Genomic DNA, 16,733 nt, shown 5'->3' with positions numbered 1-16,733 from the left:
GCGTGGGCCGGAGAACGCCTGCCCGGACCCCCGTGCACGCTGAACGGCGGCGTTGATGGACCACCGAACGTCCGCCCCGGGTCGAAAGCCGTCACCTGCCGCTCAATCCAGCGTCACTTCCGTGTGCACCGCCCCCGCCCGGTCGGCGCTGGCGCTCAATGCCAGCCGCGTGCCCACTGGGGCCTTGACGATCCACTCGGCCACGGCGCGGTCGCCGGTGAGCTCGCGCGTGGGCAGGAAGGCCAGCAGCGTGGCCTTGGGCGCATGGCCGGCCAGGTGGCCCTTCTCCTCGCGCGGCTTGCCGCTGACCAGGGAGGCGCCTTCGGGCAGGTGGATGCTGAAGACCGTGCCGCGCACGGTCTTGCGTTCGATGGCGCGGTGGCTCACGTGGCTGGGCAGGTAGCCGGCGTTGGCCACCGCGAAGCGCACGCGCCAGGTGTCGGGGCCGAGTGCGCGCACCTCGGTGCGCAGCACTTCCAGTTTCGGCAGGCTCAGACCCAGCGTGGTCAGCCAGGCCGGGAAGCGCGCCGCCTCGCGCTCGCGCAGCGACGGTGGCGGGTTGCGCCAGTAGTTCATCTTGTCCCAGCCGCCGATCTCCACCATGCCCAGCTGCGGGTGGCGGAACGGCCGCCAGTCCACGTAGGCCTGACCGCCGCACTGCTCGTCGCTCCACTTCAGCAGCTTGAGGTCGTCCTCCACCGGATGGTCGCGGTACCAGTCCACCCACTTGTAGTCGGTGATGCCGGCTTCCTTGTTCGGCGCCCAGATCTCCACCGTCCAGAACAGCGCGCCCAGGTGCTCGTAGACCCAGTCCTGGGTGCCGGTGATGACCTCCTTGGGGTGGTACTTGAAGTCGTGCCAGATGCTGATGGCCGGGTAGCCGGTGAGCTGGGCGCCGAGGTCGCTCAGGCGCTGGTAGACCCACAGGTCCTCGGGCGTCATGTCGTCGTCGCTCTGCGTGCCCATGGGTCGCAGGATCACGCCGCTGTGCGTGTGGAAGCTCACCGCCGCGCCGATGTTGGGGTGCTTCACGATGAAGTCCACCATCGCGCGCACCTCGGGCTCGCTGGTGGGGTAGGGGCCGGCGCCGACCTGCTCGAACTCCTGCCGCCAGTAGGCGGGGAAGTTGCGGTTCAGGTCCAGGCCTTCCTTGTCCTTGTTGACCTTGATGCTCAGGCCGTCGTAGTTCTCCAGCAGGCCTTCGGGCACGACGCGGAAGTATTCGCCGCCGAACTCGCCCGGCGCGCGCGGCACCATCACCCGTGGTTCGTCGGGATGCTTCTTGTAGGGGCCGTGCGGATCCGGGATGCGCATGCTCAGGATGCGACCGTCGCCGTCCACGTCCTCCACCGTCAGGCCGTCCACCGGGTCCTCGTCCCAGGGGTAGGGGCGCGTGCTGCTGCGGATGTGGCGCGGGCGGTCCGAAAGCGCCAGCTCGGCGCCGTCCGGGTTCAGGCGGGGCACCAGGTAGACGGTGCGCGTGTCCAGCAGCTGCGTGATCTCGCGGTCATGGCCGTGGCCGCAGACCAGCTGGTGCAGCCAGTACAGACAGGCGGTGCTGGCGGTCAGCTCGGCGGCGTGGATGTTGCCGTCGACCCAGATCGCCGGCTTCTCGGCGTGGTCGCCGGTGGCTTGGTGCGTGACGACCACGAGCCAGATGTCGCGCCCCTCGTGGCTGCGGCCCAGGCTCTGCAGCTCGACGAGATGGGGGGCCGCCGCTGCATAGTCCTGCAGCAGGCGCGTCAGTTCGGGGTGGCGGTAGAACTGGTCGAAGCGGGGGACGGGAATGGCGGGCATGACGTGATTGTCGCGCGCTCCGGCCAGAGGCCTGCCAACCTCACTGCCCCTTGAACAAGCCCTGGAACGGGCGCGACACCGGCAACGTCTCCGGGCGGCCGCGCAGCGTCAGGTGCATGTGGCCCTCGTCGATGCGCACGGCACTGGCCACGTGGCGACGCGCCACGATCACCGACCGGTGCACCTGCAGGAAGGCGCGTTCGTCCAGTTGCGCCAGCAGTTCCTTCAGCGGCGTGCGGATCAGCGCCTCGGCGTCGCCATCGCTCGCGCTGTCCTGGCGGTACACGACGCGCGTGTAGCGGGCGTCGGCCTCGAAGTAGATGACGTCGTCGACGCGGATCTGGCGCACCTCCTTGCCCACGCTGGCCTGGATGATGTCCAGCGGCGCAGGGCGGCGCTGCTGGCTGGCCAGCTGGGCCAGCAGGGCCTGCAGCGTGTCCGGCGTCGCGGTGGGCGGGGCGGGCGCCTCCACGCGCGGCCGAACGCGCTCCACGGCCTGCGTCAGGCGCTGCGCATCCACCGGCTTCATCACGTAGTCCACCGCGCCGGCGTCGAAGGCCGCCAGCGCGTGGTCGCCATAGGCGGTCACGAAGACCACCGGCGTGCGGCCGTCGATGCGGCGCGCCACGTCGATGCCGGTCATGCCTGGCATGCGGATGTCCAGGAAGCACACCGCCGGCTCGTGCTCCAGCCAGGCGTCCCAGGCGTCGACGCCGTTGCGGCACTCGGCCACGATCTCCAGGCCGGGCCAGGCCTGCAGCAGCGCGGCGCGCAACTGTTCGCGCGGGGCTTCCTCGTCGTCGGCGATCAGGGCGGTGATGCGGCTCATCGGATCGAACTCTCCTCCAGGGGCATGTCCAACGTGGCCAGGCAGCCACCGTCGGGTGCATTGTCCAGCCGCAGCGTGGCGCGGTCGCCGAAGGCCTGGGCCAGCCGGGCGCGGCTGTTGGCCAGGCCCACGCCGTCGGTGGCGGCGGGGTCCAGCCCCGGGCCGGTGTCGCGCACGGTCAGCTGCACACGGCCGTCGGCGGCCACGGCCTGCACGCTAACCTCGGCGCCGGACAGCGACGGCTGCACGCCGTGCTCGACGGCGTTCTCCACCAGGGTCAGCAGCAGGCCGGGCGGCACCGCGGCGCGCGCGACCTCCGTGGGCACGTCCACCGACCAGCGCAGCCGGTCGCCCAGGCGCAGCGCCATCACGGCCAGGTACTGGCGCACGGCGTCGGCCTCGTCGCCCAGGGCCAGTCGTTCGCGGTTGAACAGCGGCAGCGTGGCGCGCAGGAAGCCGGTGAGCGCGGACAGCATCGGCGCGGCGCGGTCGTCCTTGGCCTGCACCCAGTGCTGCAGCGCGGCCAGCGCGTTGTAGAGGAAGTGCGGCTGGATCTGCGCCGCGGCGAGCTGGCGCGCCATGTCCAGCGCGCGCTGCTGCTCGGCCAGCTCGCGCAGGCGGCCTTCGATGCGGTGGGCGCGGTAGATGGCCACGAACCACCACACCACCGACAGCAGCAGGGCCATCACCGCGCCGGCGCCCAGGGCCCAGGCGCGCGGCATGCTGCCCTCGGCCAGCCCCTTGAGCTCCACCGCCAGCACCGACACCAGCATGCTGGCCAGCACGCCGAAGAACGTCCACAGGCCGAGGCCGCGCCGCGTGGGCCGGCGCCACAGCCGCAGTGCGCCCTGCCAGCCGATCAGCCCGCACAGCGCCAGCACCAGGGTCAGCGCCGCGGTGGCCGCCGGTGGGGCGAACTGCATCAGCATGAAGCCGAGCAGTGCGTAGTTCACCATCGCCGCCATCACCAGCGTCCGGCCCGGGCGCTCGTGGCCGGCCAGCGCCAGCTCCTCGGCGGTGAAGACGCGCGTCGGGCCGGGGTACCAGACCTGGCTCCAGTCGACACGGTCTTCCCGCGTGCCGGCGGGCGGCGGGGCGGTGCAGGGGAGCTTCTTCATGTGGCCTCCGGCAGGGTCAGCACGGCCTCGGTGCCGCGGTCCAGCGCCCTCAGTGCCAGCGTGCCGCGCCCGTCGCCGTGGTGGCGCAGGCGCTCGCGGCAGTTCGCCAGGCCGGTACCGTCCTGCCAGCCCGGCGCCAGGCCGGCGCCGTCATCGCGCACGGTGATGGTGGTGCCCTGCTCGTCGCAGCGCGTCTGCACCTGCACCGTGCCGCCGTCCAGCGCCGGCGCGATGCCATGCTCGATGGCGTTCTCCACCAGCGTCAGCAGCAGGCCCGGAGGCAGGCGGCGGTCGGCGCAGGCCGGGTCGATGTGGACCTCGCTGCGCAGCCGGTCACCCAGCCGCGCCTGCATGATTTGCAGGTACTGGGTCACGGCCTCGCCCTCGGCGCCCAGGGTGACGGTGTCGCGGCCCAGCAGCTCGGTGGAACCGCGCAGAAAGGCCGTCAGCGTGCGCAACAGGGCGGGGGCGCGGGCGTCGCCCACGTCCACCCAGTGCTGCAGCGCCGCCAGCGTGTTGAAGATGAAGTGCGGCTGGATCTGTGCCTGCAGCAGCTTCAGCCGCGCTTCGGCGGCGTGGCGCGCGGCGGTGTCGCGCTCGCGCGCCAGGCGCTCGCGCTCGACCTCGCGCTCCAGGATCTGACGCCGCGTCTGGGCCACGCCCCAGGTCAGGAAGAGCACGGCCGCGGCGCCGGCCAGTACGGCGGGCACGAGCACCGTGGTACCCCGCCAGAGCGCATCGAGCAGACGCTCCAGATCCAGGCTGCCGTGCTTGATCACGTGGCCCACGATGAACCCGGCGAGCCCTCCCAGCAGCGCCAGCAGGAAGAACCCGGGCAGCTTGCGCCGCAGCGTGGGCCCGGTGAACTTGCCCGGCACCAGCCAGGCGCCCAGCAGCGAGATCGGCAGCCCGATCCAGAGGAACAGGGCGATCAGCAGCGCCGCGCTGGTGGGCATGCCCGCGAAGCGCAGCCCCGCCGTGGTGCCGACCACCGACCCCAGCAGGCCCAGCCACACGCCCAGCCCGCGGCGGCTGTAGAGGAATCGGTCCATCAGCTCGGCCTGCTCGCGCACCGCCGGCTCCATGCGGGCGTAGTGCGGCGCCGCCCAGCGGGCGTAGGCACGTTGCAGGCGGTTGCCTTCGGACAGCGGCGGGGCGTTCATGGCGGCGCAGTGTAGGCAGCGCCGCGCCGGGTCAGGCGCTTCGTCGGGCGAAACGCGGGATCGGGCGCATGAGCGGCAGGTTCAGGTGCCGGCCAGCGGGGCCCCGTCCACGAACACCTGCAGTTCCCCCGGCGCCATCGCCGTCCAGGCCTCGTCGGCCGTCAGCGGCTCGGTGGCCACCACGGCCACCCGGTCGGCGGGCGTGGTCAGCGCGGCGAAGTCCACGCTCAGGTCCTCGTCGGCCAGCGTGGCGGCGCCGAAGGGGTGCTGGCGCACCACCCAGTGCAGCTTCGTCGTCGCATGCGCCCACAGCGCCTGCCCGTTGCTGAGCAACAGGTTGAAGCTGCCGCAGGCCGCCACGCGCGGCAGCAGCTCGCGCAGCGTGTGCGTCAGCTCGGCCACGCTGGGCACGTCGGCATGCGCCTTGGCCAGCTCCTGCATCAGCCAGCAGAAGGCGTGCTCGCTGTCGGTGTCGCCCACCGGGCGGAAGTGGCCGTGCAGCGGCAGGGCCTGCGCCAGCGGCGCGTGCTTCAGGTCGCCGTTGTGCGCAAAGACCCAGTAGCGGCCCCACAGCTCGCGCACGAAGGGGTGGCAGTTCTGCAGCGCCACCGCGCCCACGGTGGCCTTGCGGATGTGGGCGATGACGTGGTGGCTGCGGATGGGGTAGCGCCGAACCATGTCGGCCACCGGCGAGGCGCGGGCGCTTTCCGGGTCGATGAACAGGCGCAGGCCGCGGCCTTCGAAGAAGGCGATGCCGAAACCGTCCTTGTGCTCGTCGGCGCGGTGCGACAGGCCGGCGAAGCTGAACATTACGTCGGTGGGCGTGTTGGCGTTCATGCCCAGCAGCTGGCACATGCGGCGTGTTCCCTCAGGTGAACAGCAGCTTGCCGATGCCGCGCCAGCTCAGCAGCCGGCCGGGGTTCTGCGTCTCGTCGAGCACGCCGCTCATGCGGCGCAGGATGCCGGGGCTGCGGTTGGCGCGCCAGATCACGAGGTCGGCCAGCCACGGGTGGCGGTTGACGTTCTCGGCCTTGGCATACAGGTCGAAGCGCGGCTTGAGCGCCTGCAGCGCAGCCGCGTAGCGCGCCTGAACGACCGGGTCGTCGCCACCTTCGGCGATGGCCTCGGCGGCCAGCAGCCCGGTTTCCAGCGCCTTGCCGATGCCTTCGCCGGTGAAGGCGTAGGTGCTGCCGATGGCCTCGCCGGTGCCCAGCAGGCCGGGGCGCGACCAGCGGGCGCCGTCGAGCGAGCAGCGCAGCGGCGCGCCCTTGGGCTCGGCCAGCCAGGTGCCGCCGTCGACCAGCGCGCGGGCGTCGGGGTGCACGCGGCAGAAGGCCTCGAAGACCTGGCGCAGGTTCTTCGCGCCGTAGTCGCCGGTGAGGCCGGCACCGATGTTGAAGGCGCCGCCTGGGGCCGGGAAGATCCAGCCGTAGCCGCCGGCCAGCGCCTTGTGCCAGACGATCTGCAGCGTGCGGATGCGCGCGGCCACTGCCGGGTCGGCGGGGCGCACGTAGCCGCGCAGCGCCACGCCGCTGGCGCCGCGGCGTTGGCACAGGCCGGCAGCCTCGAGCGGGCCGGCGGCGGCGCCGGTCGCCAGCACCACCCAGCGGGCGCCGACCTCGTGCGTGGTGTCGCCGGCGCGCAGGCGCGCACCGACGACCCGTCCTTCGTCTTCCCGCGGCGCTTCGAAGCGGGCTGGCGGCAGCAGGGCGGCGCCCGCCTGCACGGCGGCGCGCAGCAGGATGTGGTCCAGCGTGCGCCGCGGCAGCACGGCCAGGCGGCCGGGCACGTCCACGCGGCCACCGCGCGGGCCGAAGCAGCTCACGTGCTGCACCGACTGGGCCTGCGCCATCACCTCGTCATGCACGCCCAGACGCTGCAGCGCGGCGTGGGCGTCGGGGATCAGGCCGTCGCCACAGACCTTGTCGCGCGGGAAGGCGTGCTGGTCCACCATGGCCACCTGCAGCCCCGCGCGGGCCAGCGCCTGTGCGCAGGCGCTGCCGGCCGGGCCGGCACCGACCACGAGCACGTCGCAGCGGGCGGGCAGGGTGGGCTCGGGTGTGGACATGGGGCGACGATTCTAGGAGGGGGCATCGGGGCCTTGATGCGAGTCAAGGCGCGATGGCGCGCCCCGGCGCACGATGGCAGCGAAGACAAGGAGACCCGCATGAGCACCCACCTTACCGCCGGCCAGCATGCCTTGCTGGAGGCCGAACTGCAGCAGCGCCAGCGTGCGTTGCGCGGCCAGTTGGACGAGCACCTGCACGGCCAGACGCGTGCCGAGCGCGCGGCCGAGCGGCTGGCCCAGGATGGCGACGATGCGCCGCAGCGCGCGCCGGAACTGGCGATGGCCGCTGCACTGACCGACCGCGAGCAGCGTGAACTCGAGGCCGTGAGCGCCGCGTTGCAACGCCTGGGCCGTGGCGAGTTCGGCAGCTGCGTGGACTGCGGCGTCGACATCCCGTTCGACCGCCTGAAGGTCGAGCCCTGGGCCGAACGCTGCGTGCCCTGCGCCACGAAGCGCGAACAGCATTCCCGTTGAACCTTCAGACCCCCGAGAAAGACGACACGATGACGACATTCCATGCCGTGGTCCGCATCGACCACCAGCACGCCGAGATCCTGCAGTTCGACGCCGAGCACGTGCAGGCGCAGAAGGTCAAGGCGCACAGCCACCACACGGCCAAGCATGGCAGCGGCGTGCGTACCGAACACGAGTTCTTCGGCCATGTGTGTGACGCACTGGCCGGCATCGCCGAGGTTCTGGTCGTGGGCTCGAAGACGGCGCAGGCCGACTTCCGGCACTACATCGAGAAGCACCGCCCGGCGCTGGGCAAGCAGGTGGTGGGCTACGAGACGGTGGACCAGCCGACCCAGAACCAGCTGGTGGCCTTCGCACGCCAGTACTTCCTGAAGTACGACCGCATGGCCGGCACGCCGACGCCGACCTGATCGCAAGGGGCCCCCGCCCGGCGGCGTAAGCTGCCGACATGGCACCAACATGCGACCTGCGCGCCGCGCTCACCGCCTTCTCACGAACCTACACCGAGGCGCGCGGCAAGTTCCTCGACGCGGCGCGAGCGGCCGGCGCCGCCATCACCCATCACCCGCACCCGCTGCCCGGCCCAGCCGGCGAGGCCCTGGCCACCGACACGGCCTGGCTGGGCCCGGACGACGCGTCGCGCGTGCTGGTGGTGCTGTCGGCCACCCACGGTGTGGAAGGCCTGGCGGGCAGTGGCCCGCAGGTGCACTGGTTGCGCCACCCCGACGCGCTTCCGGCGGACACCGCCGTGCTGCTGGTGCACGCCGTCAACCCGCACGGCTTTGCGTGGCTACGGCGGGTGACGGAGGAGAACGTCGACCTCAACCGCAACTGGGTCGACTTCTCAAAGCCATTGCCGGAGAACCCCGGCTACGCCGAACTGCACGCGCACTACGTGCCGCGAGCCCTGGATGCGGGCACGCTGGCCGCCGCTGACGCCACCATTGCCGATTTCCGCCGCCGCCATGGCGACGAGGCCGAGCGCGTGGCGCGGAGCAGCGGGCAGTACACGCACGCCGACGGCCTGTTCTTCGGCGGGACCGGGCCGACCTGGGCACGCCGCACCAGCGAGGCCATCCTGGCGGCGCACCTCGGCCGGGCGCGCACCGTGGCCATCGTCGACCTGCACACCGGCCTCGGGCCCTACGGCTACGGCGAGCCGATTTGCAACCACGCCCCGGGCGGCGAGCGCGTGGCCCGCGCCCGGCGCTGGTGGGGTGACAGCGTGACCGAGCCGCTGCTGGGCACGTCCAGCAGCCAGCCCAAGTGGGGGCTCACCGAGTTCGGTTACGAGCGCGCGCTGGCGCACGCCGATATCGCCTTCGTGGCGCTGGAGTTCGGCACCTATTCACCACCGCGTGGTGCGGCGGTGCTGCGAGACGACGCCTGGCTGTGGACGCATGGCAATCCACGCGGGCCGGAGGCCGAGCCGATCCGCCAGGCACTGCGTGACCACTTCTACCCGCCGTTCGCCGACTGGCAGGAGATGGTGCTGTTCCGGTCGCGGCAGGTGTTCCGGCAGGCGCTGCAGGGGCTGGCGGCCGAGTGAGCCGGCCGCCAGGCGACGCCACTGTCGTCAGGCCGATCCTCAGGCCTTGGCGCCCGACTTCACCTTCAGCCGCCAGGCGTGCAGCAGCGGCTCGGTGTAGCCGCTGGGCTGCTGCACGCCCTTGAACACCAGGTCGCTGGCGGCCTGGAAGGCCGCGCCGTCGAAGGCCGGGGCCATCGGCGTGTAGGCCGGGTCGCTGGCGTTCTGGCGGTCCACCACCTTGGCCATGCGCTTGAGCGTGGCCTTCACCTGGGCCTTGGTCACCACGCCGTGCAACAGCCAGTTGGCCATGTGCTGGCTGCTGATGCGCAGCGTGGCACGGTCCTCCATCAGGCCCACGTCGTGGATGTCGGGCACCTTGGAGCAGCCCACGCCCTGGTCGACCCAGCGCACCACGTAGCCCAGGATGCCCTGGGCGTTGTTCTCCAGTTCCTGGCGCTTCTGCTCGTCGGTCCAGTCGGCCTTGGGCGCCACCGGCACGGTCAGCAGGCCGGCCAGCAGCTTGTCCGCATCCATCGGCGCCTTGGCGATCTGCTTCTGCACCGCGAACACGTCCACCTGGTGGTAGTGCAGCGCGTGCAGCGTGGCGGCGGTGGGGCTGGGCACCCAGGCGGTGTTGGCGCCGGCCAGCGGGTGGCCGATCTTCTGCTGCAGCATGGCGGCCATCAGGTCGGGCATGGCCCACATGCCCTTGCCGATCTGCGCGCGGCCGCCCAGACCGCACTGCAGGCCCACCTGCACGTTGTTACGCTCGTAGGCCTGGATCCAGGCCGTGGTCTTCATGTCGCCCTTGCGCAGCATCGGGCCGGCCTGCATGGCGGTGTGCATCTCGTCGCCGGTGCGGTCCAGGAACCCGGTGTTGATGAAGGCCACGCGCGCCTTCGCGGCGGCAATGCAGGCCTTCAGGTTCACGCTGGTGCGGCGCTCCTCGTCCATGATGCCGAGCTTGACGGTGTGCTTCGGCAGGCCCAGCAACTTCTCGACGCGGCCGAAGAGCTCGTCGGCGAAGGCCACCTCGGCCGGGCCGTGCATCTTGGGCTTGACGATGTAGATGCTGCCGGTGCGGCTGTTGCGCCGGCTCTTGAGATCACGCATCGCGATCGCGGTGGTGACCACCGCGTCCATGATGCCTTCCGGGATCTCCCGGCCATCGGCGCCCCAGAGGATCGCCGGGTTCGTCATCAGGTGGCCGACGTTGCGCACGAACAGCAGGCTGCGGCCGTGCAGGGTGACCGTGCCGCCCTTCGGTGCGGTGTAGACGCGGTCGGCATTCAGGCGGCGGGTGAAGGTGCTGCCGCCCTTGGCCACTTCCTCGGTCAGCGTGCCGTCCAGGATGCCCAGCCAGTTGCCATAGGCCTGCACCTTGTCGGCGGCATCCACCACGGCCACGGAGTCTTCCAGGTCGAGGATGGTGGACAGTGCGGATTCGATGACCAGGTCGCACACGCCAGCCGGGTCGTCCTTGCCGATGGCCGTGCCGCGGTCGATGCGGAGGTCCAGGTGCAGGCCGTGGTGCACCAGCAGAACGCCAGAGGGCGCGTCGGCCTTGCCCTCGTAGCCGACGAACTGCTTCGGCTGCTTCAGCGGCTGGCTGCTGCCGTCCTTCAGCGTGACGACCAGCGCGCCGGCCTTGACCGCGTAGCCGGTGCTGTCGACGTGGCTGCCCCGCTTCAGCGGTGCCACACGGTCGAGCACGTGGCGCGCGTAGGCGATGACCTTGGCGCCGCGCACCGGGTTGTAGCCCTTGCCCTTCTCTGCGCCGTCGGTTTCCGGCAGCACGTCGGTGCCGTAGAGCGCGTCGTACAGGCTGCCCCAGCGGGCGTTGGCGGCGTTGAGCGCATAGCGCGCGTTGGTGATCGGCACCACCAGCTGCGGGCCGGCCTGGCGCGCCAGCTCGGCGTCCACGTTCTTCGTCGTGGCCTTCACCGGGCCCGGATCGGGCACCAGGTAGCCGATCTTCTGCAGGAACTTGCGGTAGGCCGCGGCCTTCTTCACGGGGCCGGGGTTGGCGCGGTGCCAGGCGTCCAGCTCGGCCTGCAGGCGGTCGCGCTCGGCCAGCAGGGCGGCGTTCTTCGGCGCCAGGTCCGTCACCAGCTTGTCGAAGCCGGCCCAGAAGGCGGCGGCGTCCAGGCCGCTGCCGGGCAGCACCTGCTGGTCGATGAAGTCCTTGAGGACGGTGGCGACCTTCAGGCCGTGGACGGGGGTGCGGTCGGTCATGGCAAGACTCACTCGGGAAGGATCAGGCAGGGAAGAAGGAAAGCACGTCGCGCAGGCTGCTGCCGATGCGGGTGGGTTCGGTGTCCAGCGCCTCCAGCGGCAGGCCGCCGCGGTTGACCCACAGCGTGGTGTAGCCGTACCAGGTGGCGCCGATGGCGTCCCAGCCGTTGCTGGACACGAACAGGATGTCGCGCGCCGGCAGGCCCAGGGCCTGAGGGCCCAGCGCGTAGGTGGCGGGGTCGGTCTTGTAGCGGCGCGTGGCGTGCACGCTGAGTACCGGGTCCAGCAGGTCGGCAAAGCCCGCGCTCTTGACGGCCACGCCCAGCATGTCGGGGTCGCCGTTGCTCAGCACGCCGGCGCGGATGCCGCGCGCCTTCAGCGCCAGCAGCACCTCGCGGTTTTCCGGGAAGGCCGACAGGTGGCGGTACTGGTTCATCAGCTTCGCCTCGGCCTCGTCGCCCAGCGTCAGCTTCAGGCGTGCAGCGGCAAAGCGCAGGCCTGCCCGCGTGATGTCCCAGAACGGCCGGTAGTGCTGGCCCTGGCCGCCGCTCATCGACACCAGGCGGCTGTACTCGATCTGCTTGTCGCGCCAGACCTGGGCCAGCGCGTCGCCCTGGCCCGGGAACAGCTGTTCGGCCAGCAGGCCGACGCTGTAGACGTCGAACAGGGTGCCGTAGGCGTCGAACAGCACGGCCTTGGGCGCGGTGGCGGTGGTGCGGCCAGTGTCCATGGCGACACTGTATTCCACCGCTGAATCGACATTAATTCCCCATACCGTCTTTGATCTTTGTGTCGAGTACGCATAATCGCGCCATGGATCGGCTCAAGCAGATCGAGTCCTTCGTCGCCGTGGCGGCCAAGGGCAGCCTCACGGCGGCGGCGCATGCCGAGGGCGTGGCACCCGCGGTGATCGGCCGCCGCATCGACGCGCTGGAAGCCCGCCTGGGCGTCAAGCTGCTGGTGCGCACCACACGGCGAATCACGCTCACCCACGAAGGCAGCGCGTTCCTGGAGAACTGCCAGCGCTTGCTGGCCGACCTGGCCAGCGCCGAAGCCAGCGTCAGCGCCGGTGGCGTGAAAGCGAGCGGCCACTTGCGTGTGACGGCCCCCGGCGGCTTTGGCCGCCGCCACGTGGCGCCGCTGGTGCCTCGCTTCCTGGCCGAGCACCCGGACGTGAGCCTGTCGCTGAACCTGTCAGACCGCGTGGTCGACATGGTCAACGAGGGCTTCGACTGCGCCGTGCGCGTGGGCGACCTGCCCGATTCCAGCCTGATCAGCGTGCGCCTGGCGGACAACCGACGGCTGTGCGTGGCGGCACCGGCCTACCTGAAGCGCGCCGGGGTGCCGAAGTCGCCGTCCGACCTGATGCGGCACCAGTGCCTGACGCTGTCGTCCGACGCCAGCCAGACCCGCGGCTGGGCCTTCACGGTGGACGGCCGGCTGACCCACCTGCGCCCTGGCGGCCGGCTGGACTGCAGCGACGGCCAGGTGCTGCACGACTGGTGCCTGCAGGGCCTGGGCATCGCCTGGCGCAGCACCTGGGAGGTCGAGAAGGAAGTGGCCGACGGCACGCTGCAGGTGGTGCTGGCCGATTTCGCCGCGCCGCCCAACGGCATCTACGCCGTCTTCCCGCATGCGCGCCACCTTCCGCTGCGGGTGCGGCTGTGGATCGACTTCCTGAAGCACCACTACGGCGACGCGGCCTACTGGACTGCGGCCTGACCCGGCGCGCCGGCAGCGCCGGCCGGAGGACCTAGAGGATCCTGCGCGGATGCGCCAGCTGCTCGTGCGCTGCGTGCAGCCGCCGCACCAGCACGTGGATGAAGGCGGCGTCGAACAGGTGGCGGGTGTTCGGGCTCAGATGTTCCATCGCCTCCGGGTTGAAGCTGATGGTCGTGGCCGGCTCGGTGACCAGGATGTCGGCGCTGTGCTGGCGCAGCGCCGGGCTCGGTGCCAGGTAGGCCATCTCGCCGACGGACGTGCCCACGCCCAGCTGCGCCACGCGCTGGCCGTCGCGGTAGACCTCGATCTGGCCCTGGGCCAGGATGTGGAAGCTGTTGCCCTCGTCGCCCTTCTTGTAGATGGCATGGCCGAACGGCAGGCGCTGCCAGGTGGCGCGGTGCACCACCTCCCACAGCTCCACGTCGCCGAAGCCCTTGAAGAAGTCCAGCGTGCGCAGCAGGTTGAAGCGCTCGGAGTCCAGCACCTCCTGGGCTGCCGCGCGCGGCACGGCCTGCGTGGCCACCAGGTCCGACAGCGCCTGGGCATAGTCGTCCCAGCTGGCGAAGCGCTGCTGGCGGTCCTTGGCCAGGCCGCGGTGGATCAGGTCGTGCAGCGCGTCGCTGACGCCCTCGCGCAGAGACTTCAGCGGCGGCGGCTCGGCGCTGTAGATCTGATGCATGATCGCCGCCTGCTGCGTGGCGTCGAACGGTGGGCGGCCGGCGATCAGGTGGTACAGCACCGCCGACAGCGAGTACATGTCGGCCCGGCAGTCCAGCGTGTCGCCGTCCAGCTGCTCGGGCGACATGTAGGCCAGCGAGCCCACCCGGTACACCTGGGTGCGCTCCGAATCCATCGCGAAGACGCTGCCGAAGTCGCTGATCTTCACGTCGACCACGGTGTCACCGTTGGTCACGGCCAGGATGTTGGCGGGCTTCACGTCACGGTGGATCAGGCCCTGGCGGAAGACGTAGCCCAGCGCCTTGGCGCACTTGAAGCCGATTTCCACGATCTGCGCCAGCGGCAGCAAGGCGTCGGCGCGGCAGAAGCGCCGCAGCGTGATGCCGGGCACGTACTCCATCACCAGGTAGGAGCCGTCGGTGCACGGCACCGCGTCGTAGATCTGCACCACGTTCGGGTGCTGCAGGCGGCCGACCAGGGCCGCCTCGGCGGCAAAGAAGTGGGCCTGGAAGTGCCCCACGCGCGAGTCGAACACCTGCCCGCTGCGCACGCGCTTGATGGCGACGTCCCGCTCGCGGAAGCCGTCACGAGCCAGGAAGACCTCGCTGGTCGCGCCTTCGCCGATCTTCGCCCGCACCTCGTAGGGGCCGATGCGCGCCGGCAGCGGCTGGGTGAGGACGTCGGGAGGCAGGGCGGCAGACATGGTCGGACGATCATGCGGCGCAGGTGCCCTGCACGGTCGCCGGAATAGGGCCGGCTTTCCGGCCCTCCGCGACCCCCACCCTACAATCGCCAGCATGATTCAAGCCAAGCAGGAGCTGCTGCAGGCGCTGCAGGCGGCGCTCGACCAGCTGGCCCCCGGCGCCGCCCCGAAGGCCGCCTTCGAGAGCCCCAAGCAGGCCGCCCACGGCGACCTGGCCATCACCGCGGCCATGGGCCTGGCGCGTGCGCTCAAGCGCAACCCGCGCGAGCTCGGCACCGAGCTCGTGGCCCTGCTGCAGGCGCAGCCGGCGGTGCAGCGCTGGGTGCAGGCGCTGGAGATCGCCGGCCCGGGCTTCGTCAACCTGCGCCTGGCGCCGGCGGCCAAGCAGGCCGTGGTGCACGAGGTGCTCGCCGCGGGTGAGTGTTTCGGTCGTCAGCCGGCCAACGGCCAGCGGCTGATGGTCGAGTTCGTCTCCGCCAATCCCACCGGCCCGCTGCACGTGGGCCACGGCCGCCAGGCGGCACTGGGCGACAGCCTGTGCCGGTTGTTCGAGACCCAGGGCTGGCAGGTTCACCGCGAGTTCTATTACAACGACGCCGGTGTGCAGATCGGTAACCTGGCCATCTCCGTGCAGGCCCGCCTGCTGGGCCTGAAGCCGGGCGATGCCGACTGGCCCGAGGCGGCCTATAACGGCGAGTACATCGCCGAGATCGCGCGCGACTACGCCGCCCGCGCCACCGTGCACGCCGACGACCGCGCCTACACCGCCAGCGGTGATGCTGGCGATCTCGACGCGATCCGCCAGTTCGCCGTGGCCTACCTGCGCCACGAGCAGGACCTGGACCTGCGCGCCTTCGACGTGCGCTTCGACCACTACTACCTCGAGTCGGGCCTGTACAGCAGCGGCCGCGTCGAACAGACGGTGCAGCGGCTGGTGGAGGCCGGCAAGACCTTCGAGGACGGCGGTGCGCTGTGGCTGCGCAGCACCGACTATGGCGACGACAAGGACCGCGTGATGCGCAAGTCCGACGGCGCCTACACCTACTTCGTGCCCGACGTGGCCTACCACGTGCACAAGTGGGAGCGCGGCTTCACCAAGGTCATCAACGTGCAGGGCAGCGACCACCACGGCACCATTGCCCGTGTGCGTGCCGGCCTGCAGGCCGCCGCTGCCGGCATCCCGCAGGGCTGGCCCGACTACGTGCTGCACAAGATGGTCACCGTCATGAAGGGCGGCCAGGAGGTCAAGATCTCCAAGCGCGCCGGCGGCTACGTCACGCTGCGCGACCTGATCGACTGGACCAGCCGCGACGCCGTGCGCTTCTTCCTCATCAGCCGCAAGGCCGACACCGAGTTCGTCTTCGATGTCGACCTCGCCGTGAAGGCCAGCGACGAAAACCCGGTCTTCTACGTGCAGTACGCGCACGCCCGCATCTGCTCGGTGCTCGCCCAGTGGCAGCAGCAGAAGGGCGGCGACGAAGCCACGCTGCCGCAGGCCGACCTGACACGGCTGACGGCGCCCACCGAGACCGCACTGATGCTCAGGTTGGCGGAGTACCCGGAGATGCTGACCCGCGCGGCTGCCGACCACGCACCGCACGACGTGGCCTTCTGGCTGCGCGACCTGGCCTCGGCCTTCCACAGCTGGTACGCCGCCGAGCGCTTCCTGGTCGACGATGCCGGCCTGGCCGCGGCGAGGATGGCGCTGCTGGCGGCCACGCGCCAGGTGCTGGCCAGTGGCCTGGGCGTGCTGGGCGTGGGGGCACCCGTACAGATGGCGCGCGAACCGGAGGTGGTGTGATGGCACGCGCGAAGAAGTCCCCGAAATCCGGCAGCCGCGGCGGCTTTGCCATCGGTCTCGTCGTCGGCCTGCTGGTCGGCCTGGCGCTGGCGCTGGGCGTGGCGCTTTACATCGCCAAGGTGCCGGTGCCCTTCGTCGACAAGCTGCCGCAGCGCACGGCCGAGCAGGACAAGGCCGAGGCCGAACGCAACAAGACCTGGGACCCGAACGCCCCGCTGGCGCCGAACCCGCAGCCGCTGCCCAGCGTGGCCACCCCCATGACGCCCGTCGCGCCGGCCGTCGCCGGCAGTGCACCGGCCGCGCGCGACCCGGCGGCCATCCTGTCCGGCGCACCCACGGCGCCGGCGCCGTCCACCGGATCGGCCCCGGCCGCGTTCACGTATCTCGTCCAGGTCGGCGCCTACACGCGGGCCCCGGACGCCGAAGCCCAGCGTGCGGCGCTGGCCATGCAGGGCTTCACGGCCAAGGTGCACGAAAGAGAGCAGGCCGGGCGCACCGTCTACCGGGTGCGGCTGGGGCCCTTCGACACCAAGGCCGAGGCCGACGCCTTGCTGCTCAGGCTGCAGGGGGCCGGCATCGAAGGCCAGCTGGTGCGCGTGCAGAAGCCCTGAAAG

15 protein-coding genes are annotated in these 16,733 nt (G+C 71.3%); 6 read left to right on the top strand and 9 right to left on the bottom strand.

All coding sequences use genetic code 11. The features are described 5' to 3' along the window. Positions 1-102: 102 nt before the first annotated feature. From ENE75_RS09045 to ENE75_RS09020, 6 genes are all read right to left on the bottom strand, one after another. Positions 103-1,797 (bottom strand): M14 family metallopeptidase, encoded by a 1,695-nt coding sequence (locus ENE75_RS09045; protein WP_128197939.1) that lies wholly within the window; start codon positions 1,795-1,797, stop codon positions 103-105. A 40-nt stretch (positions 1,798-1,837) separates the two neighbouring features. After that, entirely contained in the window at positions 1,838-2,626 is a 789-nt protein-coding gene (locus tag ENE75_RS09040) for a LytR/AlgR family response regulator transcription factor (protein WP_128197938.1), read from the bottom strand. Next, on the bottom strand, positions 2,623-3,744 hold the full coding sequence (locus tag ENE75_RS09035) for a sensor histidine kinase (protein WP_128197937.1): 1,122 nt from the start codon (positions 3,742-3,744) through the stop codon (positions 2,623-2,625). Before ENE75_RS09035 ends, ENE75_RS09040 begins: the two co-directional genes overlap by 4 nt. After that, positions 3,741-4,907, bottom strand: a complete 1,167-nt coding sequence (locus ENE75_RS09030; protein ID WP_128197936.1) for a sensor histidine kinase — start codon at positions 4,905-4,907, stop codon at positions 3,741-3,743. Before ENE75_RS09030 ends, ENE75_RS09035 begins: the two co-directional genes overlap by 4 nt. A gap of 81 nt (positions 4,908-4,988) precedes the next feature. Then, on the bottom strand, positions 4,989-5,762 hold the full coding sequence (locus tag ENE75_RS09025) for a class II glutamine amidotransferase (RefSeq protein WP_128197935.1): 774 nt from the start codon (positions 5,760-5,762) through the stop codon (positions 4,989-4,991). A gap of 13 nt (positions 5,763-5,775) precedes the next feature. Next, the gene (locus ENE75_RS09020) at positions 5,776-6,975 is read right to left on the bottom strand and encodes an NAD(P)/FAD-dependent oxidoreductase (protein ID WP_128197934.1); all 1,200 of its coding nucleotides are present in this window, start codon (positions 6,973-6,975) and stop codon (positions 5,776-5,778) included. 99 nt (positions 6,976-7,074) lie between these two features. On the opposite strand from ENE75_RS09020, the gene ENE75_RS09015 reads away from it, so the two are divergent. From ENE75_RS09015 to ENE75_RS09005, 3 genes are read left to right on the top strand one after another with little or no spacing between them, the layout of a single operon-like run. Then, complete coding sequence (locus ENE75_RS09015) at positions 7,075-7,449, top strand: TraR/DksA family transcriptional regulator (protein ID WP_128197933.1); 375 nt, start codon at positions 7,075-7,077, stop codon at positions 7,447-7,449. Between the two features lie 29 nt (positions 7,450-7,478). Next, complete coding sequence (locus ENE75_RS09010; protein WP_128197932.1) at positions 7,479-7,859, top strand: hypothetical protein; 381 nt, start codon at positions 7,479-7,481, stop codon at positions 7,857-7,859. A gap of 38 nt (positions 7,860-7,897) precedes the next feature. Further along, positions 7,898-8,998 carry a M14 family metallopeptidase gene (locus ENE75_RS09005; protein WP_128197931.1) on the top strand — a complete coding sequence of 367 codons (1,101 nt, stop codon included), beginning with the start codon at positions 7,898-7,900 and terminating at the stop codon, positions 8,996-8,998. Between the two features lie 39 nt (positions 8,999-9,037). Here ENE75_RS09005 and ENE75_RS09000 read toward each other — a convergent pair whose 3' ends face one another. Both ENE75_RS09000 and ENE75_RS08995 read right to left on the bottom strand, forming a co-directional pair. Continuing rightward, positions 9,038-11,215, bottom strand: a complete 2,178-nt coding sequence (locus ENE75_RS09000) for a malate synthase G (protein ID WP_128197930.1) — start codon at positions 11,213-11,215, stop codon at positions 9,038-9,040. 22 nt (positions 11,216-11,237) lie between these two features. Then, positions 11,238-11,945 (bottom strand): haloacid dehalogenase type II, encoded by a 708-nt coding sequence (locus tag ENE75_RS08995; RefSeq protein WP_128197929.1) that lies wholly within the window; start codon positions 11,943-11,945, stop codon positions 11,238-11,240. 83 nt (positions 11,946-12,028) lie between these two features. Between ENE75_RS08995 and ENE75_RS08990 the strand changes: the two genes are divergently transcribed. Further along, positions 12,029-12,937, top strand: a complete 909-nt coding sequence (locus ENE75_RS08990) for a LysR family transcriptional regulator (protein WP_128197928.1) — start codon at positions 12,029-12,031, stop codon at positions 12,935-12,937. Between the two features lie 31 nt (positions 12,938-12,968). Here ENE75_RS08990 and ENE75_RS08985 read toward each other — a convergent pair whose 3' ends face one another. Continuing rightward, positions 12,969-14,318 (bottom strand): protein kinase domain-containing protein, encoded by a 1,350-nt coding sequence (locus tag ENE75_RS08985; protein ID WP_128197927.1) that lies wholly within the window; start codon positions 14,316-14,318, stop codon positions 12,969-12,971. 94 nt (positions 14,319-14,412) lie between these two features. Here ENE75_RS08985 and argS point away from each other — a divergent pair, with 94 nt between their 5' ends. Continuing rightward, on the top strand, positions 14,413-16,119 hold the full coding sequence (gene argS / locus ENE75_RS08980; RefSeq protein ID WP_128197926.1) for an arginine--tRNA ligase: 1,707 nt from the start codon (positions 14,413-14,415) through the stop codon (positions 16,117-16,119). After that, positions 16,119-16,730, top strand: coding sequence for an SPOR domain-containing protein (locus tag ENE75_RS08975; RefSeq protein ID WP_128197925.1), 612 nt, complete (start codon positions 16,119-16,121; stop codon positions 16,728-16,730). Before argS ends, ENE75_RS08975 begins: the two co-directional genes overlap by 1 nt. The last annotated feature ends 3 nt before the right edge of the window (positions 16,731-16,733 follow it).

The sequence above is a fragment of the Rubrivivax albus genome (assembly GCF_004016515.1).
Classification (GTDB): Bacteria; Pseudomonadota; Gammaproteobacteria; order Burkholderiales; family Burkholderiaceae_C; genus Rubrivivax; species Rubrivivax albus.
Note: the sequence above shows the minus strand (reverse complement) of the source record. Positions and strands in the feature narration are given on the sequence as shown.